Below are 23,868 nucleotides of genomic sequence, written 5' to 3'. Positions count from 1 at the left end.
CTCCCCGCCCTGCACGGGACACCCACGAACCTGATGGACTCGCCCCCTACGCCCCAGATGCCTTAACGCCGAAACGGGCGGCCCTGTCGGTGCTTGCGGCGGGCCTGGCCGGGGGCGTAGCCACCTATGTGGCGTGGCTGATACTCAAAACCACCAATCTGCCCGCTTTTGGCACGTCCTATGTATCACGCGCGGCCTCCACCGCCGTCACCGTGATCCTGCTACTCACCGTGCTCACCTTCGTGTACCTGTGGCTGCAGGACGAGCACGCTTGGCGGCATGGGGAGACCACCTCGCGCTCGCCACTGCGGCGCTGGCTCACCATCGCACTGTGCTATCTCAGCCCCGCCGGACTGGTGGTGTCCTCCCTCGGTATTCCCCTCTCGGCGACCGCCTTGTATCTCGATGGCGCCAGCGTGGACCAAGGCTTTCGCACCCAGTTCCTCACCCGATTGAGCGATACCGCGCGGCTGATGGATATGAACTACATCAACACCCCTCCCTTCTACCCAGCGGGGTGGTTCTGGTTCGGTGGGCGCTTCGCCAACCTCGTGAACCTACCCGGCTGGGAGGCCTTCCAGCCGTGGTCGCTGATCACGCTCGCCGCCGCCGGCTGTGTGCTCGTGCCGGTGTGGCAGCGCATTACTGGCTCGCTGCCGGTGGCCACCGCGATCGCCCTCACCACCACCGCCATCACCCTCGTGGTGGCCGCCCACGAGCCCTATGCCGCCATCATCGCCATGGGTGCTCCTGCTGCGGCAGTACTGGCCCGGCGTGCCCTCGACGGGGCGCGGATGTCCATGCTGGGGCTGGTCATCTACCTCGGCGCCTCGGCATCCATGTACACCCTCTTCACTGCCGTGATCGCGCTCTCGGTGGTGCTGCTGGCGCTCGTTGCTGCCGTGGTCGGTTCCCGCTCCGTAGCGCCGCTGCTGCGGCTTGTGGTCATCGGCCTGAGCTCACTCGCCGTGGCCGCCGTGGTGTGGTGGCCCTACCTAGCCGCAGTCCTCAGCGGCCAGGCCACCTCTGAATCCTCCGCCACCCACTACCTGCCGCGCCAAGGCACCGAGATTCCACTGCCCATGTTCTCCATGTCACTGGTGGGTGTGTTGTGCATGATTGGCGTGGCCTATCTGGTAATCCGCGCCGCCGACCGCGATATCCGCGCCCTCGGGCTATCGCTGGTGGTGTATTACGGCTGGTCGGTGGCCTCCATGATCGTCACCCTCGCCGGTAATACCCTGCTGGGCTTCCGCCTAGAAACGCTGATCACGCTACAACTGGCCACCGCGGGTGTGCTCGGTATCGCGGAGCTGCGACTGGTGGGGCTAGATCAGCTCTATCCGCGGATGATCTCGAAGAAGCTCAAGAGTTCCATCACCGCGCTGCTGGTGATCGTGCTGGGGGTGAGTGGTGTGGCCTACGCCCAAGATATCCCCAACAAGCTCTCCCGCGGCTTGGACTTTGCCTATACCGACACCGACGGCAATGGCCAGCGCGGTGATTCCAACCCGCCGAACGCAGCCCGCTACTACGGCGATATCACCACGTTCATCACCGATGAGCTGGGCAAGCCCGCTGGGGATACCGTTATCGCCACCGACGAGTTCAACCTACTCTCCTACTATCCCTTCCACGGCTTCCAAGGCATGACCGCCCACTACGCCAACCCTCTGGGACTATTCCGACAGCGCAATGAGCAGCTGGAGAGCTGGGCCCAGGCCTCCTTTGACCCGAAGATGCCCCCCAGCTCCTTCGCCACGCTCTTGGACGATGCGCCCCTCCATGGGGCCTTCTCTGGCCCGGAAGCCTTCGTTTTCCGCGGCCAGCTCGATGGCTCCCTCGCCGAAGAGGACATCGACGTCACGGCGCCAAGCGCGGGGGCGGCTGACGCTGCGTCGAGCGGGGATACGGCGGGCGCCACAGGCTCTTCAGGAACGGCCTCTGCCCCCAGCACCAACCAGCCCGTGGACGCCCCGGCGGGCGCGTGGAAGCTGGACATCTCCGAGGACATCTACCCGAATAATCCGAATGTGCGTTTCCGCGCGCTCTGGTTTAACCCGGAGATGTTTAACGCGCCGGATTCGCCGTGGACAGTGAAGCAGATCGGCCCCTTCGTGGTGGCTGTGCGCACCACCACATCCAGCTAGCACGCTGGTCTTTCCGCCTCGGCCTCGGACGCGCATGACTGGGGCTGCGGCGGCGAGGAAGTACAATGATCCCTTATGTCCACTCCTGTCCTCGCTTCATCTGAACCTGCAGATTCTCTCGGCAGCAGCGAGCACGCCCACCCCCCACGCACGGGACTCAAGGCGTTCTCGGTGATCACTGGTCTACTGGGATTTGTGCTGTTTGTGCTCACCCCGTTGATGCCGATCAACCAGGTGCAGTCCTCCTTCAGCTGGCCACAGGGCGATCTCCAATCCGTCAATGCCCCGCTCATCTCCTATGCCCCCGAGCAGCTGGATGTGCGCATGCCGGTGGATGCGGTGGATGATCTCCGCGAGGGCCAGAATCTTCTGCTCTCCACATTGCCGCAGGATTCTCCCGAGGCGGCCAACCGTGGCCTCATGGTCCGCAGCACCGACGGCGATCTGGTGGTGTCCACGCTCAAGGAAATCTTGGTGCGCCTCACCCCAGAGAAGGTGAAGGATCTCCGCGGCGAGGTGCTGGATATCTCCGTCGGAGTCGATGGCGCCCGTGTGAGCGCCAAGGGCACCACCTTGGGAGAGGTGGATACGGATCAACGCCCCCAAGTCAGCGGTATCTACACCGAGCTCGATGACACGGGCGAGAATTATCAGGCGCTGGTGGATCAGGGGCTGAGCGCCCAGGTGGAGATCAACTCCCGCTTCACCTCCTCACCCACCCCGCTGAAGCTGGCGTGCATGATAGGCGGCGTACTGCTCACCGTGGCCTCTTTGGCCGCGCTCTACCGCCTGGATCGTGCCGATGGCCGTGGCTTTATGGAGATTCCCGCGGAGTGGAAGAAGCTGCGCGTCACGGATCTCGTGGTGCTGGCCGGTATCGCCTTCTGGTACGTCTTTGGCGGCAATACCTCCGATGATGGCTTCATCCTCACCATGGCCCGCGCCAGCGAGCACGCCGACTATATCGCCAACTATTACCGCTGGTATGGCGTGCCGGAGTCGCCCTTCGGATCCCCCTACTATGATCTGCTGGCCGCGATGTCACAGATCTCTACCGCCTCGATGTGGATGCGTCTGCCGCAGCTAGTGGCCGCCATTCTTACCTGGCTGTTTGTGTCGAAGTCCATGCTGCCGCGCCTCGGCGAGGCCGTTGCTTCTCGACGCATCGCTCGCTGGTCCGCAGCGCTGCTGTTCCTTGCTTTCTGGACTGCCTACAACAACGGCCTGCGCCCCGAGCCGATTATCGCCTTGGGCGTGGTGGTCACCTGGGTGTGCTTCGAGCGTGCCATCGCCACCTCCCGCCTCTTTCCCGCCGCCCTCGGTGTGCTCGCCGCGGCCTTCTCGCTGTCGGCAGGGCCCACCGGCCTGATGGCCGTGGCGGCGCTGCTCGTCAGCCTCGCCGCCCTAGTGAAGATCCTGGTGGCGCGACTGAAGATCATGGGCTCTGGGCCCACCGCCTTCAATGTTGCGGCGATCATCGCCCCCTTCCTGGCCGCCGGTACCGCCGTGATCGTGGCCGTCTTTGGCGATCAGTCCCTAGCCTCCGCATTGGAGTCCACCCGCGTGCGCGGAATCGTGGGCCCGTCCCTGGCCTGGTACCAGGAATACAGCCGCTATGCCGCCCTGCTGCTCGGCAGCGTGGACGGTTCGGTGGCCCGCCGTTTCCCCGTGATCATGGCGTTTTTCGCCCTCGCCGTGGTGCTCTACGCCAAGGTGCGTTCCACCTCTATTCCGGGCACCAATGCCGCCTCCATCACCCGCCTCTTGTTGGTGTTCGCCGGCGCCATGTTCTTCATGACGTTCACCCCCACCAAGTGGACCCACCACTTCGGTGTGTGGGCTGGGCTCAGCGCCGCCGTGGCCGCCGTGGCGGCGGTATCCTTGGCCAGCTACGCCCGCCAGTCTCGCTCTACCCGGCTCTTCTTGGGTGCTGCGGTGATGGCGGTGGGTGCGGTGAGCCTCGCCGGCATCAATGGCTGGTGGTACGTCTCCAGCTTCGGTGTGCCGTGGTGGGATAAGACCCCGCAGATCTTTGGCATCGAGTTCACCACCGTCGCCCTCGTGTTCACTCTGGTGGTGGTCGGCATCGCCGTGGTGTACTCCTTCCTCGACACACTGCGGCGGCCGCAGAATGTCTCCGCCGCGGAGCAAGAGGACAACGCCCGCCAGGCACGCATGGCCGATGCGCTATCGAAGACCCCCACCAAGGACGAGGCCATGGCCGCCGCTCAGCGCGAGACCGAGCGGGAACAGCAGGCCCAGAAAGCGGCCTCCCATTCCCGAACCGGCCAGCTCTTGGCCGCCCCCATCGCCATCGCCTGCGTGGGCATTTTGATCATCAGTTATGGCTCCTTTGCCAAGAGCTTCCTGCAACAGTGGCCGCAGTACTCCATTGGCACCGGCAACGTCCGCGAGCTGAGCGGAACCACCGGCCAGCTGGCCAATGACGCCGTGATTGAGACCAATACCAATGACTCCTTCCTCGCCCCTGCCGATGGCAAGGACCTCAAGGACTCGCTGGATAATGGCGAGAACTCCTATGGCTTCGGGCCCAATAATCTGCCGGTGCGCTTGGACGTCTCCGGCTACCGCGCCTGGCCGGAAAGCGCTGCGGAGGCACTCGACGGCCCCCAAACCACTATCGAGATCCAGGAGTCGGTCGTGGGCCAGCCGGTGGGCACCGAGGGCGGCTTCAACACCACAACCGGCATCAACGGCTCCCACGCCAAGCTGCCCTTCGGCCTCGACCCAGCACAGGTGCCGGTGCTGGGCTCCTATCGCCAGAATGATCAGATCCCAGCCGCGGTAACCAGTGACTGGTTCTCCCTGCCGTCTGAGCGCAGCGAAGATGCACCCATCGTAGTGATCACCGCCGCCGGCTCCACCGAGCGCAAAGACGTTAATGGCGATCCCATCGAGGGCGAAACCTTGGTGGTGGAATACGGCCATCGCAGCGCCGATGGCTCCGTGGAGATGCTCGGCGAATACGAGCCCATCGACGCCTTCCGCGACGATATCTGGCGCAACCTGCGCGTCCCGCTGGCTGATCTCCCCGGTGAGGCCAACGTGATCCGTATTAAGGCCGAGGATGATTCCCTCTACCCAGGCCACTGGCTAGCCTTCACCCCGCCGCGCGTGCCCACATTGGCCTCCGTAAACACGCTCATTGGCAGCGACACCCCTGGCCTGCTCGACTGGCCGGTGGCCCTACAGTTCCCAGATCAGCGCAGCTTTGATCACTATGCCGGTGTCACCGAGATTCCGCGCTATCGAATCTCACCGGATAAGCCCGGTAAGGAATCCCTCTCGGGCTTCCAGGACTTCACCGGCGGTGGTGCCCTCGGTACCGCCGAGGCAGTGAATACCTCCTATGAGGCGCCGGGCTATCTGAAGAATGATTGGAAGCGCGACTGGGGCAGCCTGCAGTACTACGCACTACGCACCAACTCTGAGGGCGAGGCGCCTAAGGAGGCCGCGATCGACACCGAGACCATCACCCGCTCTGGGTTGTGGAAACCATCGAAGATGCAGACCTTCCGCAACTAGCCCATCTCCGGCCCGCGCGCCGAGCGAATCGACAAAAGGCGGCGGTTACAGCACTGATGCTGTGATCGCCGCCTTCTGCTGAGCGCCGCCGCCGCACTGGGACTATCACCGGCCTGCGGGGCGGCGTCGATAAGCATCCCTAGGCCTGAGCCATGACCACCTCGCGCAGCACGCCCAGTGGGAGCGTGCCCTCGCGCAGCGCGAGGCGGTGGAACTCCTTCAGCTCGCCGGGGCGGGCCGCCAAGAAGTCATCGCGCAGCTGCTCCCACAGGCGCTGGCCCACCTTGTAGGAGGGAGCTTGCCCCGGCCAGCCCAGGTAGCGATCCACCTCGAAGCGGAGGAAGCCATCGGCCATGGCCACGTTGTTCTTCATGAACTGCCAGGCATAGTCCGCATCCCAGGTGCCACCATCGGGAGTGGTTTTACCCAGGTGCACGCCGATGTCCAGGGCCACGCGGGCCGCGCGGAGGCGCTGTCCGTCGAGCATGCCCATGCGGAAGCCGGCATCGGGAAGGAAACCGAGCTCATCCATGAAGCGCTCCGCATAGAGCGCCCAGCCCTCGGCATGGCCGGAGTTGAATCCCATCTGGCGGCGCCAGCTATTGAGGTGCTCGGCCTCATAAACCTGCTGGCCCAGCTGCAGGTGATGGCCGGGCACGCCCTCGTGGTAGACGGTGGTGAGCTCCTGCCAGGTATTGAACGTGTCCTCGCCCTCCGGCACGGACCACCACATGCGGCCCGGGCGGGAGAAATCCGCCGAGGGCTCGGTGTAGAAGATGCCGCCGGTACCGGCCTTGTCGATGCAGCACTCGATGCGCTGCACCGGCTCGGGGATATCGAAATAGGTGCCGTTCATTTTCGCGATCACATCATCGGCGATCTGCTGCATCCACTGCTGCAGCTCATCCACGCCGTGCAATTGATAGGCGGGATCGGCGTTGAGCCGCTCAAAAGCCGCGGTGGGGCTGGTGCCCTCCCCATAGAGCTCGGCGGCGCAGACCTCTTGCTCGGCGATGATCCGCTGCAGCTCTTCCAGACCCCACTCATAGGTATCGTCCAGATCGATGCGGTGACCCACCCACAGGTGGCTGGCCACCTCGTAGCGCTCCCGGCCCACCCCATCCGCGGCGGTGGCGTGGGGTGCGATCCGCTCCTCCAAGAAGGTGGCCAGCTCCGCGGCTGCCTGCTTGCCCGCCGCCACCTGCTCGGCGGTGGCCTCGGCCTCCGCGCCATAGACATCCAGCAGGGATTGCTCGGCGGCCATGGCCTGCAGCTGCTCGATACCGCGCTGCACCTGCCGCTGCGCGGGCACCAGACCGCGGGAGGCGCCCTCGGCGAGGGTCTGGGCGTATCCGCGATAGGCCTCGCCCATGCGCGCAATACGCGCGGCCACATTGGCCTTGCCCTCCGGGGTGGAGGTGTCCATCTGCGCCAGAGTGTCGCGCACACTCTGAATCGGGCAGGCAATGTTATTGAGATCCCTTAAAGGTTCTCCCAGCGCGTGGCGATCCAAGGCCACGCCGAGGCGATCGAGCATCGCCGCCTTCGTCACCGACTCGGCCTCGTCCACCGGCTCGGCCTGCTGCAGCTTCCTCATGGTCTCCCGCGCTAGGTCAGCCTCGGCCTCAACCCCCGCAGGGGAGTAATCGCCCCAGCGGTCTTGGTTCTCCTCCAAGCCCAAGGCAGTAGCGAACTCGGGCGAGAGTGCAATACTCGCTTTCACATACTCGTCAGCGATCTGGTTAATAGTCATACGCTACAGATTAGGGAAGAATCCACTGCGCGAACACACTTCAGGGGCCGGTCTCGATTAGGAGTGCTAGGCCGGCGTCCTGGACCATTGTGGGAAGAAGGTGTGCGCCCATTGCGCGGGCCACAGCACCACCGCGGTCGCCGCCGCCGTACCCGGCACTGCCCCCACTGCTACGCAGAAAACCCCCAGCGAAACGCACTAATCTGTGCTTCGCTGGGGGTTCTGTTGAGCTGCGGCCGTGGCCGTTGTTTTAGTCGTCTACATCGATTTCATCGACAGTGCCATCCTCGAGCACTTCCACCTCGATGGCCCCATCACGGTAGGTCCAGTGATCATCGTCGAAGGTGGCACTGCCGCACTGGTCCTGCACCAGCTGGGTCACGCGGGGCTTATCCACCCCAGCACGCACCACGTCATCGTCGAGGAGATCATCCTCGGCGTTATTGGAGTAGGCACGGATCTCGCAGGGCGCAGTACCACCGACGGGGGTGCGGGTGGCGGGTGCAGCGCTCTCGGTCTCAGTGACGGTTTCTACCTGGGACGTCTCTCCGTTCACGGAGGTAGTTTCGGTGACAGTGTCAGTGGTGGTTTCACCAGAGTCACCACAGGCCGCTAGGCACGCCGCTGCGGTGGCAAGGGCAGCGTAGCTCAGTATCTTTTTCATAGTTGAAAAATTAATCTATGACGATACTGAAGTTCTAGGCGGGGGTGACAAGAGTGGCTTGTCGCAGAGGACATAGCCTGTATCGCGCTTCGCTTGTTTCGATAGCCGCACAAGAAGAACGATGAACAGACCGTATATGTAGCAGCCCGCCAATGCGATGGAGACGCCCATCGCCACCGTGTTTCCCCACTGTAGGTTCCACCAGAAGTGGCCCGCGAAGGAGGCCAGCAGCCAGCCGAGGGCGATGAAGATGCGGCGTGGCGTCGATAAACGAGCCACCTGCGGTCCGCCTAGCAGGGCATAACCCACACCCCAGCCGGCGATCGCGGAGAGCACCACGTGCAGCCCCACGCCTAAGAGGGTGCGCAAGCCCCACATATGCAGCGCTCCCCAGAGATCCGAGGCGGGGTGATACACCGCGCCGATGGTGCCATAGAGCAGGTTCTCGGTGATTTCAAAACCGAGCCCCACGAGCGCACCGGTGATAAAGCCATGCCACGGGCGGTTGAGGAAGCGGAAGGAAAAAATGATGATGACCACGCCTAGGGCTTTGGAGATTTCCTCCGGATAGGCGCCTCCTAAAGAGGCTTCTACTTTGTCCCAGCCGAGCTTGGAGGTCAGTGCCATGATCGGCCCACCCGAAAGCATGGTGAGCCCGAAAGACGCGAATGCGCCCCAGCTTATCGCCGATACCACCCACCGCAGTACCTGGCTGCGTTGCAGGCCCGGCGCGGTGCGGGCAGAGGGCCACAGCGAGGTACGACGGAGCAGAGAAATAATCACTACCGCATAGAGCACGGCGCAGGGAATACCCACGACGAAGCCCTGCGGGGAGAGTACAGCGGTACCGCCAACCAGAACTAAGCCGATGGGCACGCAGATGGCGATCATGACGATCATGGTGATGCGGAAAATCGAGCTCATGCCACATCCTTTTCTCGACTTAGAGCCTGCACGGGCTCCTCGGCGGGGGCTTTATCCGAGCGGTGTTCGGAGGGGGCGGCTTTCCCATCCAGCTGGCGTTGCAGCTGCTCGGGATGCACCCGTGGCGCGAGCGGATACTCGCCTTTGAGGAGGTCCTTGCCGTAGACCACCTCGCCCTTATCGGCTAGCACCACCGGTTCCTCGCCGGTGAGCGAGGCAAACACTGCGGCCCCGATACTTGGCGCATCGTCACCAGAGACAAGCGCCACCATTGTTGTTCCCTCGTGTTCACCGGTGCCGACGGCAGAGAAGGCCACATAGCCGCTATCACTGGCGATCACATAGGCGTCGCTGACATCCTCACTGTTCACTTTGAGAGAAAACACAGCCTCATCCGTGGGCAGTCCGGTCACGCGAATGGCCCGCACCATGCGCTGCAGAGTCAGCACCGGATCATCAGTGCTGTCAACGACAGTGGAGGTGATCCGCGCGCCGTGACAATCGAAGGAGGTCACCAGCGGATCGGTACCGTCGTGTGAACAGGAAGGCTGCATCTGCTGCTGCGTCGGGTCCAGATAGACGGGTATCTCCCAGTTGTTATTCACTCCGGTAAGCACCACCGGCTTTGCGCCCGCACTGAGGCGCTCAGGGATTGCGGCATTGATAGCCAGCGGCAACGCCAGCACAACACTCACCGCAATCATCAATGCCCACCAGCTTTTCGCGCCGGCGGACGGTTTCAAGTAATTGCGCATAGCCACCAGTGTAGGTGGGCAGTAGGACACGCCCTCGCTACGCTGGTGCCTATGAAACTTTATGATTTGTTTGACCTTGTCAACGGGGATTGGATCGATTCCATTACAATCCCAGCCGACCGCGGCATCTACGGCGCCTTCCATAAACTGCGCGATCGCGCCGAGGATGATGTCCGCGCCCTCATCGAGGGTGGCTCCTCGCGCGCCAGTGCTCTCTACTCTTCCTTCATGGACACTGAGGGCATTAACCAAGCTGGTATTGCGCCCATTGCTCCGCTTATCGACGCCATCTCCCAAAGCATCCACCCCGCCACCCCTGACACCGACGCTGGGGTAGATAAGACCCGCTTCGCCCACGTGACTGGGAAACTCTACCGCGAGGGTGTGCCCTCGTTGTTGGGCTGCTACATGGCCAAGGATGCCGGCAGCGAAAACGTTGTCGCTTGGGCGGACCAGTCCGGTCTGGGCCTGCCGAACGAAGCCTATTATCGCGAAAAGGCTCACGCCTCGGTGCTTCAGGCCTATGAGCAGCATGTGGCCACCATGCTCGAGCTCGCCGGTGTTGCGGAGGGAGATGCGGCCGCGGATGCTGCAGGACGCATCGTGGCCCTTGAAACTCGGATCGCCTCTGGGCACCGCGATGTGGTGGCGTCGCGCGATGCGCAGAAGAGCTACAACCCGATCGCTGTCTCTGAGTTGCCCGAGTTTAGCCGCGAGTTCCTGCTGGCGAGCGGGCTTGAGCCCGACACCACCGTCATTGTGCGCAACAAGGAGTTCCCCGAGTTCATCGATACCCTGCTCGCGGAGGTCGCCCCCGAGGACCTGCGCCTATGGGCGTGCCGCAGCATCATCTCCTCCTTCGCCTCCATGCTGCCCACCGAGCTTGAGCTGGAGAATTTCCGCTTCTACAACGGTGTGCTGCAGGGCTCGACCGAACAGCTGCCTCGGTGGCGTCGCGCTGTGTCTTTCGCCGACTCGGCCGTTTCTGAGGAGATCGGGCAACTCTTTGTGCAGAAGCACTTCCCACCGGAGTACAAGGCAGAAATGGAACGCCTCGTGGACTATCTGCTGGGTGCCTACCGCGAGCGCATCAGTCAGCTGGAGTGGATGACACCCGCCACCCGCGAGCGCGCCCTAGAGAAGCTGGGCACCTTCAAGGCCAAGATCGGCTACCCCGACACCTGGCGCTCCTATGACTTCGAGGTCTCGGCCGCCGGTGCCGATGTGGTGGCTAATGCCCGTGCCGCCTCCGCCTTCGAGCACGACTACCAAGTGGCCAAGGTAGGCAAGCCCGCCGACCGCGAGGAATGGTTCTGTCCGCCGCAGATGGTCAACGCCTTCTACTACCCAGTGCAAAATGACATCACTTTCCCGGCCGCGATCCTACGCCCACCCTTCTACTCCCCGGATGCGGATGCCGCCACCAACTTCGGCGCTATCGGTGCCGTGATCGGTCACGAGATCGGCCATGGCTTCGATGACCAAGGCTCCCGCTACGATGGCCAAGGCAACCTCAACGATTGGTGGAGCGCCGAGGATCGCGCCGCCTTCGAGAAATTGACCGCCACCTTGGTGCAGCAATTCGACGGTCAGGTGCCCTCCGTCTTGGCCGAGTCCGAGGAGGACAGCGCCGGAGTCAACGGCGAGTTCACCCTCGGCGAGAATATTGGCGATCTCGGCGGCCTCGGCATCGCCGTGGTGGCTTATCGCCGCTGGCTCGATGATCAGGGCTTGAGCTTCGACACCGATGAGAAGCTGCGCGTGGACACCGAGGGCGCACGCCCTGAACTGGATGTGGAACTCACCGGCCTGCAGCGCCTCTTCGTCTCCTGGGCTCGGGTGTGGCGCACCAAGATCCGCCCCGAGCTACAAAAGACCTACCTGGCTGTGGACCCGCACTCCCCCGCCGAGTTCCGCTGCAACCTCATCGCCGGCAACGTGGCCGAGCTCTATGAGGCCTTCGAGGTCGATGAGAGCTCCCCGCTGTATATCCGCCCCGAGGAGCGGGTGAGCATCTGGTAGCACCCCGCAGCAGCACAAGACATCTCCTTGGCTAGAATCTAGGCACCATGCGCGATTGCTAGTGAAGGGGATGTTCTCGTGTCCGATAGCTCCACCACCGCCGCCGAAACCGCGGAGATGATGCCCGCCGCCGAGCAGCTCGAACAGCTGCTCTGGTACTTCTCGGAGCACTATCCTGCACCGGATTTCACACCACCGTGGCAGGGCGGGCGCACCGATCCGGCCGATGCCGAGCGCTGGGTCTCACACATCGTGGACCGCACCACCCATGCCGCGATTCTGCAGCTGGGCACAGCGGTGGATCATCGCATGCCGCAGGTGGCCTGGACCGACCAAGTGGAGCTCACCCCGCTGGGCAGCCACACTCTCATCACCACCGATAATCCCAGCTCCACGGCGATTCTCAGCGTTCATGGCGGCAGTGGCTTTTTCGGCGGCGGGGCCTTCCGTGATGTCTACTGGCAGCCGCTAGTGGCCGCGCTGGCCCAGCGCAGCGGCGCGCGGGTCATAGATGTGCACTATCCCCTGCACCCTGCGGAGCCTACGGCCGCCCGCACCGCAGTGCGCGAGGCCCGCAGCGCCGCCCAGCAGCTGCAGGGGGTGGATCGGGTCATCGGCTTCGGCGATGGCTATGGTGCCGCCCTCCTCGGTGCTCTCGCCTCCGAGTTCGACGGGCTGATCCTGCGCAACCCGCAACTCGGCGGCGGCGCAGAAACGGTTGAGCTGCCCAACGCTGAGACCTGGCCCCGCACCCTCATCCAGGAGTTCAGTCATTCCAGCTGGGCCGATGAGGGCGCGCTCGGAGAGCTCAGCGAGGCGCAGACAGTGCGCTATTACGCAGCAGACTATCTCGCCACCCCACAGCAGGCCCGCCAGCTCATCGAGGACGCCGCGGACTTCTGCCGCTAGGGGGATAGCGGCGAGGTGGCGTCGACAAGCGCTAGTTCTGGATGTCCTTGCGCAGCTGCTCCACATCAATATCGTGCAGCGGCGCGGCCTCGTCGAGGAATTCTTCCTCCTGGGGTTCGTCGACCTCCACCAGGGTGACCACCGCGCCGGTGGAATCCGCGACCAAAGCCAGCGCCCCAAAATCGGAGTTCATGGGCGGGCGAATCACCTCGCCGCCGAGATCCTCCACCATCTGCACCGCAAGGCGCAGATCCTCCACGCCAAGGAAGGACTGCCAGAAGCTCGGCACCTGGGGCGGGAACTGGCCGGCGGCATCAAAGAATCCAGCAAAGGCCGCGCCATCAGCCAAGGCCATGGTGTAACTCTGGCCGGCGTCGTTCTCCACGGTGTGCAGATTCCACTCGAAAAGCTCGGCATAAAACTTCAGTGTGTCCTCGTGATTGGTCACGGTGGTCAACTCATGCCACACGCTCGTGCCCGGCTCGCCCGCGGCCACGAAACGCTCCTCGCCGTCTGGCTGGATCACACCGAATAACGCGCCGGAGCTATCGGCGATCACCACCATCTGGCCTTGGCTGGTGGGCAGCGGCTCGGTGAGGCAGCGCCCCCCGAGCTCAGGAACGCGCTCGACCACATGGTTAATGTCCGAGGTGAGGAAATACGTCACCCAACTATCGGGCTGCTGCGAATCCTCCGGCTTGGCCACCAGGCCTGCCACTGGCATCCCGTTTTTCGTAGCAAGCAGATAGCCCGAGGAGAGCTCGGTGTAGTCCCAGCCGCACACCTTGGAGTAGAAATAGCGCGCCTTGCGCAACTCCGAGGTGGACAGATCGATCCAATAGGGCATCCCGTCCTGGCCCATGAATGCTGGCATGGCTTAGAGATTCCTCCACTTCTCAGGGTCGAAGTCATCATTCGCGGTGGCCTCATCAAAGAAGTCATCTTCGTCATCAGAGGTAGACACCCGTGCCTGCAGTCCACCGACGCGCACCATATCACCGGCGTGCAGAGTTTTGCCGCGGCGAGTTTCTTGCTCATCGTTGACATACACCTCGCCCTCGGCGATAGCGGTCTTGGCCGCGCCGCCGGTCTCGACAAGGTTGGCGAGCTTCACGAACTGCCCGAGCTTAATGGTCTCGGTCTTAATCGCAACATCAATTACATGTGAATTGTTCATCGTGTCTTCAGTGTAGTCAGCGCCCCAGACACTGTGGCGCACCGCGCTACGCCGCGGCTCGCGGCCGCACCTAGGCGAGCAACGCCGCCGCCCCCGTGAGGCACATATAGCAGCCGAATCCGGCAAAGACGGTGCCACTGAGCGCATCGATGGCCGCAGCATAGCGGCGCAGCGTGGCGCTGACCGTGCTGACCGTCAGCGCCACCCCGGGAAACCAGAGCAGCTGGATTATCTCGAGACACAGCACGATGAGTACTTGTTCCCCTAAGGCGCTGTCTGCCGAGATGAACTGGGCAAATACGGCCCCGAAAAACAGGATGGCCTTGGGATTGGAGAGGTTGGTGGCCATCCCCAGCCGCAGCTGCGCCGCCGTGCTGCGGGGCAGGGTGTCAGGCGGTGTTGTTTCCTTCGCGTCCGCAGCACCCTGCGCATGGCGACGACGCCGCCCTAGCCAATAGGGGCCAAGCGCCGCAGAGAGGGCCCGCATGCCGAGATAGAGCAGGTAGGCGCCACCGATGAGTTTCAGCAGATTCATTAGCCCCGGGTGGGTGGTGACCAGCGCCGAGAGGCCTGCGAGCGAGGCGAGAATCCACACCGTATTTCCCAGACAGATACCTAGGGCCACGAGCACCCCGGCGCGCCGCTGCCGGGAGGCGATGCGCAGAATTTGAAAGACATCCGGCCCTGGGGATGCGAGTGCCACTATCCACACCGCGCAGAGGCTAGCGAGAGAGCTGAACACGAGGGCCTTTCTTCCGGAAGCGACGAGGCGGTGGCGAGACAGTGCTGGGCAGCGGTGAACACGCTGCGTACAGGCTGGCCGCTAGATCTGATCCCGAGGCCGCAGCGTGATCTGATCGACGTTCATATGCGCGGGCAGGGCAGCGATCCAGCGCACCGTTTCTGCAATGTCCTCGGCCGAGAGGTTGAGCTTATCGGCATAGACCTTCTCGGCTTGGCTCTGATCGCCGCGGAAACGGTTGAGAGAAAAGTCTGTCTCTACCCGGCCCGGGCATACCTCCACCACGCGAATGGGTTCCTCGCGGGTTTCGATACGCAACGCCCGAGTAAGCGCGGCCACCCCGAACTTCGCGGCGTTATAGCCACCGCCACCGGCGTAGGCGGTGTGTCCGGCGACCGAGCTCATGTTGATGATCTGCCCGGCACCCTCGGGGGCCTGGCGCAGCAGCGGCAACAAGGCCTGGGTGAGACGCACCGTGCCAAGCACATTGACCTCATACATCCACTGCCATTCCTCGATGCGCCCTTCTTCTACAGAGTCCAGCCCCTTGGCGCCGCCGGCGTTATTTACCAGCAGATCGCAGCGGGAAATCTGGGAGCAGAAACTCTTCACGGATGCTTCATCGGTGACATCCAGCGGCAGGGCGATACCGCCGATCTCGTGCGCGAGTTCCTCGAGTGGTTGCTGCCGTCGCGCCCCGAGGATCACGGTCCAGCCATCGGCGGCGAGGGCGCGGGCGCAGGCCGCGCCGATACCGGCGGAGGCTCCCGTCACCACGGCGGTGCGGCCCTGCGTGTTCAGGTGCGGATAGTGCTCATGCGCTGTGTTTTCGGCCATAACGGCCATTATGGCAAAACTCGCCACCGTGGGGGCACTATCCACCCGCTGAGGCGGGATCTGGCTGGGCGGCTCAGCGCTGCTGGGGATGGGAATCCGCTGGCGTTGCAGCATGCTGGGGTAGCCATCTGCCCACGGCCTCCTCGACGGCTGTGCGCGCCGCGTCGGAAACGAACATGTGATCCGTGCACTTTGGCACCACCACGAGCTCGCTGTCCGGCAGTAGCTCGTGCAGTCGCCGACCATGCTCGATTCCTACCACTGGGTCCTCATCGGGGTGCACAATCAGCACCGGCACGTCGCAGTCACTGAATTCGGTGGCCGCGGTGGCAGCGACATCCTGCACAAAGGTTTCATCCACCAACCCAGGGTCCAGATCGGGCACATCGGCGGCCGCAGCCTCCACGTGATGGGCGGTGGCTGGGGCGGACAGCGCCACCACACCCTGCAGGTGCTCCCCCAGCCCCGTGCTGCGGCTACGCGCTGCGGCGCTGAGCACCGCCAGCCCGCCGAGCGAATGCCCGAGGAGGATCACCTGAGAAAACCGCGGCAGCTCCTCCAGCTCCCCCGTGCTGCTGCCAGCTGCGGCTGTGTCGCCAAGCATGACCCGAGAGACTCCCTCGAGTTCCTCGATATAGGTGGAGTAGAGATGCCGCGAGAAGTCCATGCGCACGGAGCCGTAGCCGTGGCCGGCGAGGAAGCGGGCTAGTTTGACCAGGATTTTGGTTTCTTTGCTGCAGCCGAAGCAATGCGCCATCACCACGAGGGTCTCGCTGGGTTGGGCGGGCAGCGTGAGCACCCCAGTGACGCCGTTGATCGTGAGCTGTTTCTTCTTCAGCATCGAGATTCTCCCTCCACTCGTGTTTCCACTAGCCCACTCGCCTGCATGAGCGCATAGCAGGTGGTGGGCCCTACAAAACGATACCCAAGGCTTTTGAGTTCGCGGGCTAATTCTGCGGCCTCGGGGCTGGTGGTGGGGATGTGATCCACATGAGCAAAACTGCTGCCGAGGGGCTGCTGGTAGCGGGCAAGCAGCTCCGGTAAGGGCGCACTCTCGCGGGTGCGCAGCAGCACCTGCGCATTGCTGATCGCCGCGGTGATCTTGGCGCGGTTGCGGATAATCGCTGGATTCTCCAGCAGGCGCTGTATGTCTGCCTCGTCGAAGGCTGCGACTTTCTCGGGGTCGAAATGAGCAAAGGCCTGCCGGAAAGCGGGGCGTTTCTGCAGGATCGTTCGCCAGGATAAGCCCGCTTGGAAGCCCTCGAGCACGAGGCGTTCATATATCCCGCGCTCATCGCGCACCGGATGCGCCCATTCGTTGTCATAGTAATCGCGCAACTGGGCGCTCTGGTTGCCCCAAGGAATACGCCAGCGCCCATCCTCACCTTGGGTGAGACCGCGCTGCTCGGGGCTGAATACTGCTGTGTGGTCTGCGGTGGTGTTCATGCCTTGCACTCTAGGAAAAGCCTCGGACACTTGCCCCACCCCCTACTGCCGGTGGCACCGACTCCTACCGCTCTGATCTGCGGCGATAGCTCCGCACCGGCGCGGTAATGCCCTCACCCCGCAGGCGCTCGCCCAGCTGCGGCGGCGCGGCTCACCCATGCGATGCCGCCCATCCTCGCCTCCTAGAATGGGGCATTATGAGCTTTGATGTCGGTACCTATTCCAGCTTCGAGCAGATGGCGAAGGGGGAATGGCATCTACCCATCGACAATGCCACCCTCAACGCGGTGCACCGCCGCTCCCAGAATCTGATGCGTGATTTCAATGAGGAGCGCCACCCCGAGCGGGCCCGCGCCATCGCCGAGGAGTGGCTGGGCGCTGTCGGCGGCGGTTCCACAGTGGTAGCACCGGCCTTTATCGAATACGGGCGCAATACCTTCATCGGCCCCGAGGTATTTATTAACGCCAAGGTCACTATTTTAGATTCCGCGCCCGTGACCATTGAGAAGGGTGCACTGATCGGCCCCGATGTCCGGCTGATCACTGTGAATCATCCGGTCTATGACGTGGAAATGCGCCGCCATGGCTGGGAAAAGGCCGCCCCGATCACCATCGAGGAGGATGCATGGATCGGCGCTGGAGTAACGGTTCTGCCTGGGGTGCGGATCGGGGCCCGCTCGGTGATCGGGGCTGGGGCGATCGTCACCACCGATATTCCTGCCGATTCCTTAGCGCTGGGGGTGCCGGCGCGGGTGGTCGATACGCTCGAGGATAGCCAGGAGAGGTGGGAGCGCGACGAGCTTCCGGATGGGGTGCCGGTGCGCGCCATGGATTATCGACGCACCATCACCAAGCGCTAGGTCAGAGCAGCTAGGGGCGAGCCGCTAGGAGAATACCGGGCTGATCACAATAGATATCTAGCCGTGTGACCTCGTGAAATCCCAGCGATATGTCCTCGACAACAACAGGATGTGTGCACGTTATCTGCACATTCATCTGCCCGAGCACGCCATTGCTCACCATGAGGTGCACAACCACAACCTCCACGATTCCCAGTAGCAGCACCCCTAACATCCCACGCTCACCCCGACACTACGGCTAGCCTCTGCACCATGACCTTTCCCTGTGATCTCGGAGCGATTGGCGCTGGGCTGCCCGTGGCCCGCGATATCGCGCTCTTTCAGCAGCGTCTGGCCCAGAGCGGTGCCACTGTGGTGCACGCCCCGCCCGGTACGGGTAAAACCACCTTGATCCCGCCGGCGGTCGCCAATCTGCTGCATGAGCAGTCACATTCCGGGAAAGTACTGGTGACAGCGCCGCGGCGAGTGGCGGTGATCGCCGCCGCCCAGCGCCTGCGCCAGCTGCATCACGGTCCCCGCACAGATATCGGTTTCGCGGTGCGCGGCCAGAGCGAAGCGGGTCGGCTCATCGAGTTTGTGACCCCGGGCGTGCTGGTGCGCATGCTACTCAGCGATCCCGAACTCTCCGGTATCGACGCCGTCATCCTCGACGAGGTACACGAACGCAATCTCGACACCGACCTTGCCCTCGGCATGCTCGCCGAGCTGCGCCTATTGCGCGAAGACCTGCAGCTTGTGGCAATGTCCGCCACCGTGGATGCCCGCGCCTTCGCCACGCTTATCGACGCCACCCTGCACCAGGTAGACGCCGCCCTCCATCCGGTAGATATCCGCTATCAACCCGGCCCGGCGCGCCTCGACGAGCGGGGGGTGACCCGCGAGTTTTTGTCGTGGACAGCGCGGGTGGCCGATGAGGCGCTGGCCGAGTTCGCTGGCTCAGTGCTGGTTTTCTTACCGGGGCGTCGGGAAATCGAGCGAGTGGCCGAGCAGCTGCACGGCCCGCATGCGCAGCTGCATGGCGGGCTGAGTGCGAAAGACCAAGCGGCGATCGTGCGCGGCGGCAACGAACCGCGGATTGTGCTGGCCACCTCGATTGCGGAGTCCTCTCTGACCGTGCCCGGGGTGCACACCGTGGTGGATGCGGGCTTGGCACGGGTGCCGCGCCGCGACAATCTCCGCGCCATGACGGGGCTGATCACCATCACCGCCGCGCGCTCGGCCATGGATCAGCGCGCCGGCCGCGCCGGACGACTCGGGTCCGGCACCGCGATTCGGCTGTGCGAGCAGCGTAGTTATGCTGCCGCAGCCGCCTATCCCGCCCCAGAGATCGCCACCTCTGATCTCACGCAGGCGGCGCTCACCTTGGCTAGCTGGGGCAGCCCTCGGGGCGAGGGCTTTCCGCTTCTCGATGCTCCCCCGCCGGCCGCGCTGGCCGCTGCGGAGGAGGTGCTGCGCGGGATAGGTGCCGTCGATAAGCATGGGGCGATCACTGAGCATGGCCGCAGGATCTCTACCATCCCCGCGGACCCGCGCTGTGCCCACGCGCTGCTGCAGGCAGGCCCCGCTGCCGCGCCGGTGCTGGCCGAGCTCACCGTGGGCAGCGCCACGGATCTCAGCGCCCCGAGCAGCTCGCCCCAGGTGGCGCGGGAGACCCGCCGTTTCGCTCGGATCGCTCGTTCCGCCTCCTCTGAGCAGCCCGCGCATCTGCGGCAACTATCTGCCGGCGGGGTGATCGCGCTGGCCTTGCCGCACATGGTGGCCCGGCTCGTGGATGCCGATCAGCACATCTATCTCACCACCGCGGGGACACGGGCGCGGCTGCTCGATACCCAGCTGCGTGGCTCCGAGTGGCTGGCCGTGGCGGAGATGAGCCGCGGCACGAATCAGCAGGCGCTGCCCATTATTCGGCGCGCCGCTGCCGTGAGCGAGGAGCAGATCCTTCAGCTCTATCCGCCCACCAGCAGCACCGAGGTGCGGGTGCGCCAGGGCAAGCTGAGTGCCCGCACGATTCGGAGTATCGCCGCGATTGAGCTGGCGTCTACCCCCACCGCCGTGCCCGTGGCGCAGGTGGAGGAGGCGGTAGCGCGTGCCTTCGAGCGTGATGGCCTGCGCGATATACGCTTCAGCGCCGCCGCCCGGCAGCTGCGCCAGCGCATGGCGTTCTACCACGCCCAGGACACGACGTGGCCAGATGTGAGCGATGCGGGCCTCATCGCCGCTGCGCCCATCTGGTTGAGCATGCACTATCCGCGGCTCGCCGAGGGCATGCCGCTGGCGGAGATCGACATGCACCAGGCGCTGCGCTCTCTATTGCCGTGGCCGGCGGCTCAGGATTTCGACAAGGATGTGCCCGCCAGTATCACCGTGCCCTCGGGGCGATCGATCCCCGTGGACTACAGCGATAAGCAACCCAGCGTGCAGGTCAAACTCCAAGAGTGCTTTGGGCTCGAGGACAGCCCCGAGGTACTCGGCACGCGCATCCGCTTCGAGCTGCTTTCCCCTGCCGGGCGACCCGTAGCGATCACCGATAACCTCACCCGCTTCTGGGACGGCGCCTATGCAGATGTGCGCGCCGACATGCGCGGGCGCTACCCCAAGCATCCCTGGCCGGAGGATCCCCGAACCGCACCAGCCACCCGAAAAACCACAGCCCAGCTGCGCCGTTAAAAGCTCCCGCCGGGCACCACTACGCAGGTAGGAACGCATGAAGGGCAATTCGACATCCACCGGCCCGTGCCCCACCGGCCGTGATCATCGTTCGCTCGCGGTGACGGAGAGGGTCTGGCCCGACCAGCTGCTCCATGAAGGGATACCCTGCGCACGCCTGCGCCGCACCTTCTAGGGCTTCAGATGTGCTTTACTATCCTTTACTGTTTTTTAGCATTTCTACTATCTCACCCCACGCACCAGCATCTCGCACCCGAGGTGTGCGACGGCCGAAGCCGATAGGACGGGTACATGACGAGCCCTTTTCCGAGTGACCACACCTACACCCACGGATATGACGCCTCCGTGATCGATGGACACAGCAAGCGCACAGCCCAGAACTCAGCGGGGACACTGCTCGGCATGCTACGCCCAGGCATGGATGTGCTGGACATTGGATCGGGCGCCGGCACCATCACCGCTGATCTTGCCTACGCGGTGGCTCCCGGACGAGTAGTGGCGGTTGAGCTTGATCATACTGCTGCCGAGTGGAGACGCCGCACCCTAGAGCAGCGTGGTATCAACACAGTCGAGGTGGTGGTAGAAGACGCCCACCAGCTTTCGTATGCGGATCACTCTTTCGATCTTGTTCATGCCCATCAGGTGCTGCAGCACGTGGCCGACCCTGTGCTCGTACTACAGCACATGTGGCGAGTCACCCGCCCTCACGGCATTGTTGCCGCGCGCGATGCTGATTACACCGCTTTTAGCTGGTAGCCCCACGATCCACGACTCGAGCGGTGGCGCGAGTTGTACCTTTTGGCTGCCCGCCACAATGGCGGTCATCCCGACGCGGGTGTGCGGCTCAAGTATTGGGCTGAGCAGGCAGGAATTCATCCGGTCCGCATAGGCGCAGCGATCTGGCCATTCAGCACCCCGAGGATCTCACCTGGTGGTCTCAGTCGTGGGCGCAGCGCATCAGCAACACCCAACTCTCCACGCTGATTCTCCGCGAGGGCTGGGCCAGCGAGGAGGAATTACACTATATTGCCGATGCGTTCCGTCGCTGGGGCAGTCAACTCGGCGCCTATTTCATGGTGCCGCACGGCGAACTCATTGCCCGCAAGCCACACCCATCTGCCGCCGGCTAAAACGGCTCCCCAAAAATCTGGGTGTAGCTGAGATAGCAGGACATCACTACTACCAGCGTCAACAACGCAATCCGGATGAGTTTCGTCCCTCCTGCGAGCACGGTGCGCGCCCCCAGCTGCGCCCCGGCCACGTTCATCACCGCCAAGGCGATGCCCATGGTCCACCACACATGTCCTCCGAGAATGAACACCACCAGTGCGCCGGCGTTGATGGCACAGTTCACCACCTTGGCCAGCACCGCCGATTGCAGGAAATTCCGTCCCAGCACCGCCGTAAACACCATGATCAGAAACATTCCGGTGCCGGGCCCGAACACGCCGTCGTAGAGTGCGATCGCGCCGACCGCGACCAGCACCACCGCTTCTCGCCGCCTACTGCTGTGCTCCCGCGCCTGCTCACCGAAGTCTGGCCGGCACACCACGAACACGCCCACTACCACCAGCATCACAATGACGATCGGGCGCAGCACCGCTTTAGACAGCGAGCTGGCAATCAGCGCCCCCGCGCCTGAACTGGCGGCCGCGATCGGAATGTAGGTCACCAGCCGGCGCCGCTCCACCTGCACCTTCCGCAACAGAGACACTGCGGCTGAACCGGTGCCGAGACAGGCCGCAAACTTGTTGGTCGCTAGCGCCACCACGGGGGAGGCTTGGGGCAGCACCGCCATAATCACGGGGATGAGTACCAGCCCGCCACCACCGATCACTGCGTCAATCCAACCGGCGGCGAACGCAGCGCACAGCAGGACGAGCCATCCTCCTAGTCCGAGTGACAACATGGGCGGCTCCTACTTCACGAGTCGGGCAATGGCCCGCGATACCTCCGCGATTTTATCCTCGGCCTCCTGGCCGCCGTGGGCTGCTGCCGTGACCACACAGTGCGAGAGGTGATCGTCGAGAAGCTTCAGCGCCACATTGTCGAGGGCGGCGCGAGCTGCCTGGATTTGGGTGAGCACATCAATGCAATACTCGTCCTCATCCACCATGCGGTGAATGCCACGAATTTGTCCTTCGATGCGTTTGAGGCGCGCGAGGTAGCGTTGCTTGTCGCTGTCGTATCCGTGGCTCATAGGATTGATTCTAAAACGGTGAGAAGAAAGGGGTGAGGCCAGTGCGCGCCCAGTGGGCACGATGGGCCATTGTGGTCCCGCTCTCTTTGGTACTGGGCGTGGCGTTGAGCGCGCTGCATGTGCCTGCCGCATGGATTCTCGCCGCCATTATCGCCGCGGCCGGCTCGGCTATCCTCCACGGCGAGGAACTCACCGTGGATCCTCGCCTGATCACCGTGGCCAAGTCCTTCATCGCGATCATCGCTGCCTTGCCCTTGGTGCGCACCCCCGCTGGTGAGTTGCTGCGCTATGTGGCACCCGGGCTACTCTCTGCGGGTTTTACCGTGGTGCTCGCCTTCGGTGGCGGCTGGCTCCTGTGGCGCGGCTCCCTGCGCCAGGCCCGGCGCGCCGGCGCCGATCCACGCGATCCCGCGCACGTAGTCTCCCCAGAAACTGGGGTGTTATCGCTCTTTGCTGGCGGCGCCTCCGTCATGCCGCTGCTGGCCAAGGACCTCGGCGCGGACTTCCGCTATGTCACCCTCACCCAGTATCTCCGGCTCCTCAGCGTCTCTATCATCATGCCACTGGTGGTGGCCTGGGCTCATCTCAGCGGCAGTAGCAGCGCCAGCGACCACGAGGCGCAGCCCTTCACTTGGCTGAGCGCTCTCGCCATCGTCGTCATCGTTGTGTTCGGCGGGCGCGTGGGACGGCTTCTCCACCTGCCCGCGGCGAGCGTGCTCGGACCCATGCTGCTCACTATCATCGTGGCGCTGCTGCTCGACCCCTGGCACTCCCTCGCCCTGCCCGAGGCCGCCCGCGATATCGCCTATGTCTCCATCGGCTGGATGGCCGGCGGTGGGCTCTCGGTAGCAGCGCTGCGCTCCTTCTCCCACCAGCTTCCCCTGACCCTAGGGTTGATTGCGGTGCTCATTGGCGGCTGCGCTGGGCTGGCGTGGGTGATTGCACAGTGGATGGGCATGGACTACATCGACGCCTTCCTCGCCACCAATCCCGGCGGTCTCGAAACCGCCCTGGCCTTGGGCTCCGAAACCGGTGCCGTCGAGATCGTCGCTGCCATGCAGATCGTGCGCCTCATCACCGTGCTCTTCCTCGCCGGCTGGCTGCCCTGGGTGCTGCGCTGGCTGCAGCGGGTGCTCTAGGCAGAGGGCGGCGTCGATAAGCCGCCATAGCGCGGGCATTCCACTCCCCCACCCCCACGTGATGTGACACACTAATA

20 protein-coding genes are annotated in these 23,868 nt (G+C 63.9%); 8 read left to right on the top strand and 12 right to left on the bottom strand.

All coding sequences use genetic code 11. From position 1 onward, the window contains the following. Both GBB18_RS05830 and GBB18_RS05825 read left to right on the top strand, forming a co-directional pair. A partial coding sequence (locus tag GBB18_RS05830) for an arabinofuranosyltransferase (RefSeq protein WP_151641045.1) occupies nucleotides 1-2,150 on the top strand: 2,150 nt, incomplete at its 5' end. A gap of 75 nt (nucleotides 2,151-2,225) precedes the next feature. Next, nucleotides 2,226-5,696 (top strand): arabinosyltransferase domain-containing protein, encoded by a 3,471-nt coding sequence (locus GBB18_RS05825; RefSeq protein WP_192795940.1) that lies wholly within the window; start codon nucleotides 2,226-2,228, stop codon nucleotides 5,694-5,696. Nucleotides 5,697-5,835: 139 nt separating this feature from the next. On the opposite strand, the gene GBB18_RS05820 is transcribed toward GBB18_RS05825, so the two are convergent. The 4 genes from GBB18_RS05820 to GBB18_RS05805 form a co-directional block, all read right to left on the bottom strand. After that, complete coding sequence (locus GBB18_RS05820) at nucleotides 5,836-7,449, bottom strand: DUF885 domain-containing protein (protein WP_151641044.1); 1,614 nt, start codon at nucleotides 7,447-7,449, stop codon at nucleotides 5,836-5,838. A gap of 250 nt (nucleotides 7,450-7,699) precedes the next feature. Further along, nucleotides 7,700-8,113: a hypothetical protein gene (locus tag GBB18_RS05815; RefSeq protein ID WP_151641043.1), complete on the bottom strand. Its 414-nt coding sequence runs from the start codon at nucleotides 8,111-8,113 to the stop codon at nucleotides 7,700-7,702. Nucleotides 8,114-8,128: 15 nt separating this feature from the next. After that, complete coding sequence (locus tag GBB18_RS05810) at nucleotides 8,129-9,037, bottom strand: PrsW family intramembrane metalloprotease (RefSeq protein ID WP_151641042.1); 909 nt, start codon at nucleotides 9,035-9,037, stop codon at nucleotides 8,129-8,131. Beyond that, nucleotides 9,034-9,792 carry a hypothetical protein gene (locus GBB18_RS05805; RefSeq protein WP_151641041.1) on the bottom strand — a complete coding sequence of 253 codons (759 nt, stop codon included), beginning with the start codon at nucleotides 9,790-9,792 and terminating at the stop codon, nucleotides 9,034-9,036. The genes GBB18_RS05810 and GBB18_RS05805 overlap by 4 nt, the downstream gene beginning before the upstream one ends. Before the next feature lie 51 nt (nucleotides 9,793-9,843). On the opposite strand from GBB18_RS05805, the gene GBB18_RS05800 reads away from it, so the two are divergent. Together GBB18_RS05800 and GBB18_RS05795 are read left to right on the top strand one after the other, a co-directional pair. Beyond that, nucleotides 9,844-11,814, top strand: a complete 1,971-nt coding sequence (locus GBB18_RS05800; RefSeq protein WP_151641040.1) for a M13 family metallopeptidase — start codon at nucleotides 9,844-9,846, stop codon at nucleotides 11,812-11,814. A 78-nt stretch (nucleotides 11,815-11,892) separates the two neighbouring features. Next, entirely contained in the window at nucleotides 11,893-12,723 is an 831-nt protein-coding gene (locus GBB18_RS05795) for an alpha/beta hydrolase fold domain-containing protein (RefSeq protein WP_151641039.1), read from the top strand. A gap of 31 nt (nucleotides 12,724-12,754) precedes the next feature. On the opposite strand, the gene GBB18_RS05790 is transcribed toward GBB18_RS05795, so the two are convergent. The 6 genes from GBB18_RS05790 to GBB18_RS05765 form a co-directional block, all read right to left on the bottom strand. Continuing rightward, the gene (locus GBB18_RS05790; RefSeq protein ID WP_151549800.1) at nucleotides 12,755-13,597 is read right to left on the bottom strand and encodes a VOC family protein; all 843 of its coding nucleotides are present in this window, start codon (nucleotides 13,595-13,597) and stop codon (nucleotides 12,755-12,757) included. 3 nt (nucleotides 13,598-13,600) lie between these two features. After that, nucleotides 13,601-13,900 (bottom strand): RNA-binding S4 domain-containing protein, encoded by a 300-nt coding sequence (locus tag GBB18_RS05785; protein ID WP_151641038.1) that lies wholly within the window; start codon nucleotides 13,898-13,900, stop codon nucleotides 13,601-13,603. A 70-nt stretch (nucleotides 13,901-13,970) separates the two neighbouring features. Next, the gene (locus GBB18_RS05780) at nucleotides 13,971-14,642 is read right to left on the bottom strand and encodes a LysE family translocator (protein WP_151641037.1); all 672 of its coding nucleotides are present in this window, start codon (nucleotides 14,640-14,642) and stop codon (nucleotides 13,971-13,973) included. A gap of 81 nt (nucleotides 14,643-14,723) precedes the next feature. Then, nucleotides 14,724-15,488, bottom strand: coding sequence for an SDR family oxidoreductase (locus tag GBB18_RS05775; RefSeq protein ID WP_151641051.1), 765 nt, complete (start codon nucleotides 15,486-15,488; stop codon nucleotides 14,724-14,726). 64 nt (nucleotides 15,489-15,552) lie between these two features. After that, nucleotides 15,553-16,320 carry an alpha/beta hydrolase gene (locus GBB18_RS05770; RefSeq protein WP_151641036.1) on the bottom strand — a complete coding sequence of 256 codons (768 nt, stop codon included), beginning with the start codon at nucleotides 16,318-16,320 and terminating at the stop codon, nucleotides 15,553-15,555. Next, complete coding sequence (locus GBB18_RS05765; RefSeq protein ID WP_151641035.1) at nucleotides 16,314-16,925, bottom strand: DNA-3-methyladenine glycosylase I; 612 nt, start codon at nucleotides 16,923-16,925, stop codon at nucleotides 16,314-16,316. The genes GBB18_RS05770 and GBB18_RS05765 overlap by 7 nt, the downstream gene beginning before the upstream one ends. Nucleotides 16,926-17,122: 197 nt before the next feature. On the opposite strand from GBB18_RS05765, the gene GBB18_RS05760 reads away from it, so the two are divergent. The 3 genes from GBB18_RS05760 (at nucleotide 17,123) to GBB18_RS10755 (ending at nucleotide 21,208) form a co-directional block, all read left to right on the top strand. Then, on the top strand, nucleotides 17,123-17,785 hold the full coding sequence (locus GBB18_RS05760; RefSeq protein WP_192795939.1) for a sugar O-acetyltransferase: 663 nt from the start codon (nucleotides 17,123-17,125) through the stop codon (nucleotides 17,783-17,785). 252 nt (nucleotides 17,786-18,037) lie between these two features. Further along, nucleotides 18,038-20,452, top strand: a complete 2,415-nt coding sequence (gene hrpB, locus GBB18_RS05755) for an ATP-dependent helicase HrpB (protein WP_151641033.1) — start codon at nucleotides 18,038-18,040, stop codon at nucleotides 20,450-20,452. A 291-nt stretch (nucleotides 20,453-20,743) separates the two neighbouring features. Beyond that, nucleotides 20,744-21,208 (top strand): class I SAM-dependent methyltransferase, encoded by a 465-nt coding sequence (locus tag GBB18_RS10755; protein WP_225990249.1) that lies wholly within the window; start codon nucleotides 20,744-20,746, stop codon nucleotides 21,206-21,208. A gap of 370 nt (nucleotides 21,209-21,578) precedes the next feature. Here the strand turns inward: GBB18_RS10755 and GBB18_RS05745 are convergent, their stop codons facing one another. Both GBB18_RS05745 and GBB18_RS05740 read right to left on the bottom strand, forming a co-directional pair. Further along, a complete protein-coding gene (locus GBB18_RS05745; protein WP_192795938.1) occupies nucleotides 21,579-22,361 on the bottom strand; it encodes a TSUP family transporter in 783 nt (260 codons plus the stop codon). A 9-nt stretch (nucleotides 22,362-22,370) separates the two neighbouring features. Continuing rightward, complete coding sequence (locus tag GBB18_RS05740; RefSeq protein ID WP_151641032.1) at nucleotides 22,371-22,652, bottom strand: metal-sensitive transcriptional regulator; 282 nt, start codon at nucleotides 22,650-22,652, stop codon at nucleotides 22,371-22,373. Between the two features lie 41 nt (nucleotides 22,653-22,693). On the opposite strand from GBB18_RS05740, the gene GBB18_RS05735 reads away from it, so the two are divergent. Continuing rightward, nucleotides 22,694-23,791: an AbrB family transcriptional regulator gene (locus tag GBB18_RS05735; protein ID WP_225990248.1), complete on the top strand. Its 1,098-nt coding sequence runs from the start codon at nucleotides 22,694-22,696 to the stop codon at nucleotides 23,789-23,791. The last annotated feature ends 77 nt before the right edge of the window (nucleotides 23,792-23,868 follow it).

Source organism: Corynebacterium sp. 11A, assembly GCF_008930935.1.
Taxonomy (GTDB): domain Bacteria; phylum Actinomycetota; class Actinomycetes; order Mycobacteriales; family Mycobacteriaceae; genus Corynebacterium; species Corynebacterium megadyptis.
This window is presented reverse-complemented; position numbering and strand designations above follow the sequence as displayed.

Bases quoted from the DNA above. Each gene is read 5' to 3' on its own strand.
- GBB18_RS05760 (WP_192795939.1), top strand. From the start codon at position 17,123: ATGAGCTTTGATGTCGGTACCTATTCCAGCTTCGAGCAGATGGCGAAG.
- GBB18_RS05790 (WP_151549800.1), bottom strand. From the start codon at position 13,597: ATGCCAGCATTCATGGGCCAGGACGGGATGCCCTATTGGATCGATCTG.
- GBB18_RS05810 (WP_151641042.1), bottom strand. From the start codon at position 9,037: ATGAGCTCGATTTTCCGCATCACCATGATCGTCATGATCGCCATCTGC.
- GBB18_RS05800 (WP_151641040.1), top strand. From the start codon at position 9,844: ATGAAACTTTATGATTTGTTTGACCTTGTCAACGGGGATTGGATCGAT.
- GBB18_RS05815 (WP_151641043.1), bottom strand. From the start codon at position 8,113: ATGAAAAAGATACTGAGCTACGCTGCCCTTGCCACCGCAGCGGCGTGC.
- GBB18_RS05765 (WP_151641035.1), bottom strand. From the start codon at position 16,925: ATGAACACCACCGCAGACCACACAGCAGTATTCAGCCCCGAGCAGCGC.
- GBB18_RS05785 (WP_151641038.1), bottom strand. From the start codon at position 13,900: ATGAACAATTCACATGTAATTGATGTTGCGATTAAGACCGAGACCATT.
- GBB18_RS05770 (WP_151641036.1), bottom strand. From the start codon at position 16,320: ATGCTGAAGAAGAAACAGCTCACGATCAACGGCGTCACTGGGGTGCTC.
- GBB18_RS05740 (WP_151641032.1), bottom strand. From the start codon at position 22,652: ATGAGCCACGGATACGACAGCGACAAGCAACGCTACCTCGCGCGCCTC.
- GBB18_RS05820 (WP_151641044.1), bottom strand. From the start codon at position 7,449: ATGACTATTAACCAGATCGCTGACGAGTATGTGAAAGCGAGTATTGCA.
- GBB18_RS05825 (WP_192795940.1), top strand. From the start codon at position 2,226: ATGTCCACTCCTGTCCTCGCTTCATCTGAACCTGCAGATTCTCTCGGC.
- GBB18_RS05745 (WP_192795938.1), bottom strand. From the start codon at position 22,361: ATGTTGTCACTCGGACTAGGAGGATGGCTCGTCCTGCTGTGCGCTGCG.
- GBB18_RS10755 (WP_225990249.1), top strand. From the start codon at position 20,744: ATGACGAGCCCTTTTCCGAGTGACCACACCTACACCCACGGATATGAC.
- hrpB (WP_151641033.1), top strand. From the start codon at position 18,038: ATGACCTTTCCCTGTGATCTCGGAGCGATTGGCGCTGGGCTGCCCGTG.
- GBB18_RS05775 (WP_151641051.1), bottom strand. From the start codon at position 15,488: ATGGCCGTTATGGCCGAAAACACAGCGCATGAGCACTATCCGCACCTG.
- GBB18_RS05805 (WP_151641041.1), bottom strand. From the start codon at position 9,792: ATGCGCAATTACTTGAAACCGTCCGCCGGCGCGAAAAGCTGGTGGGCA.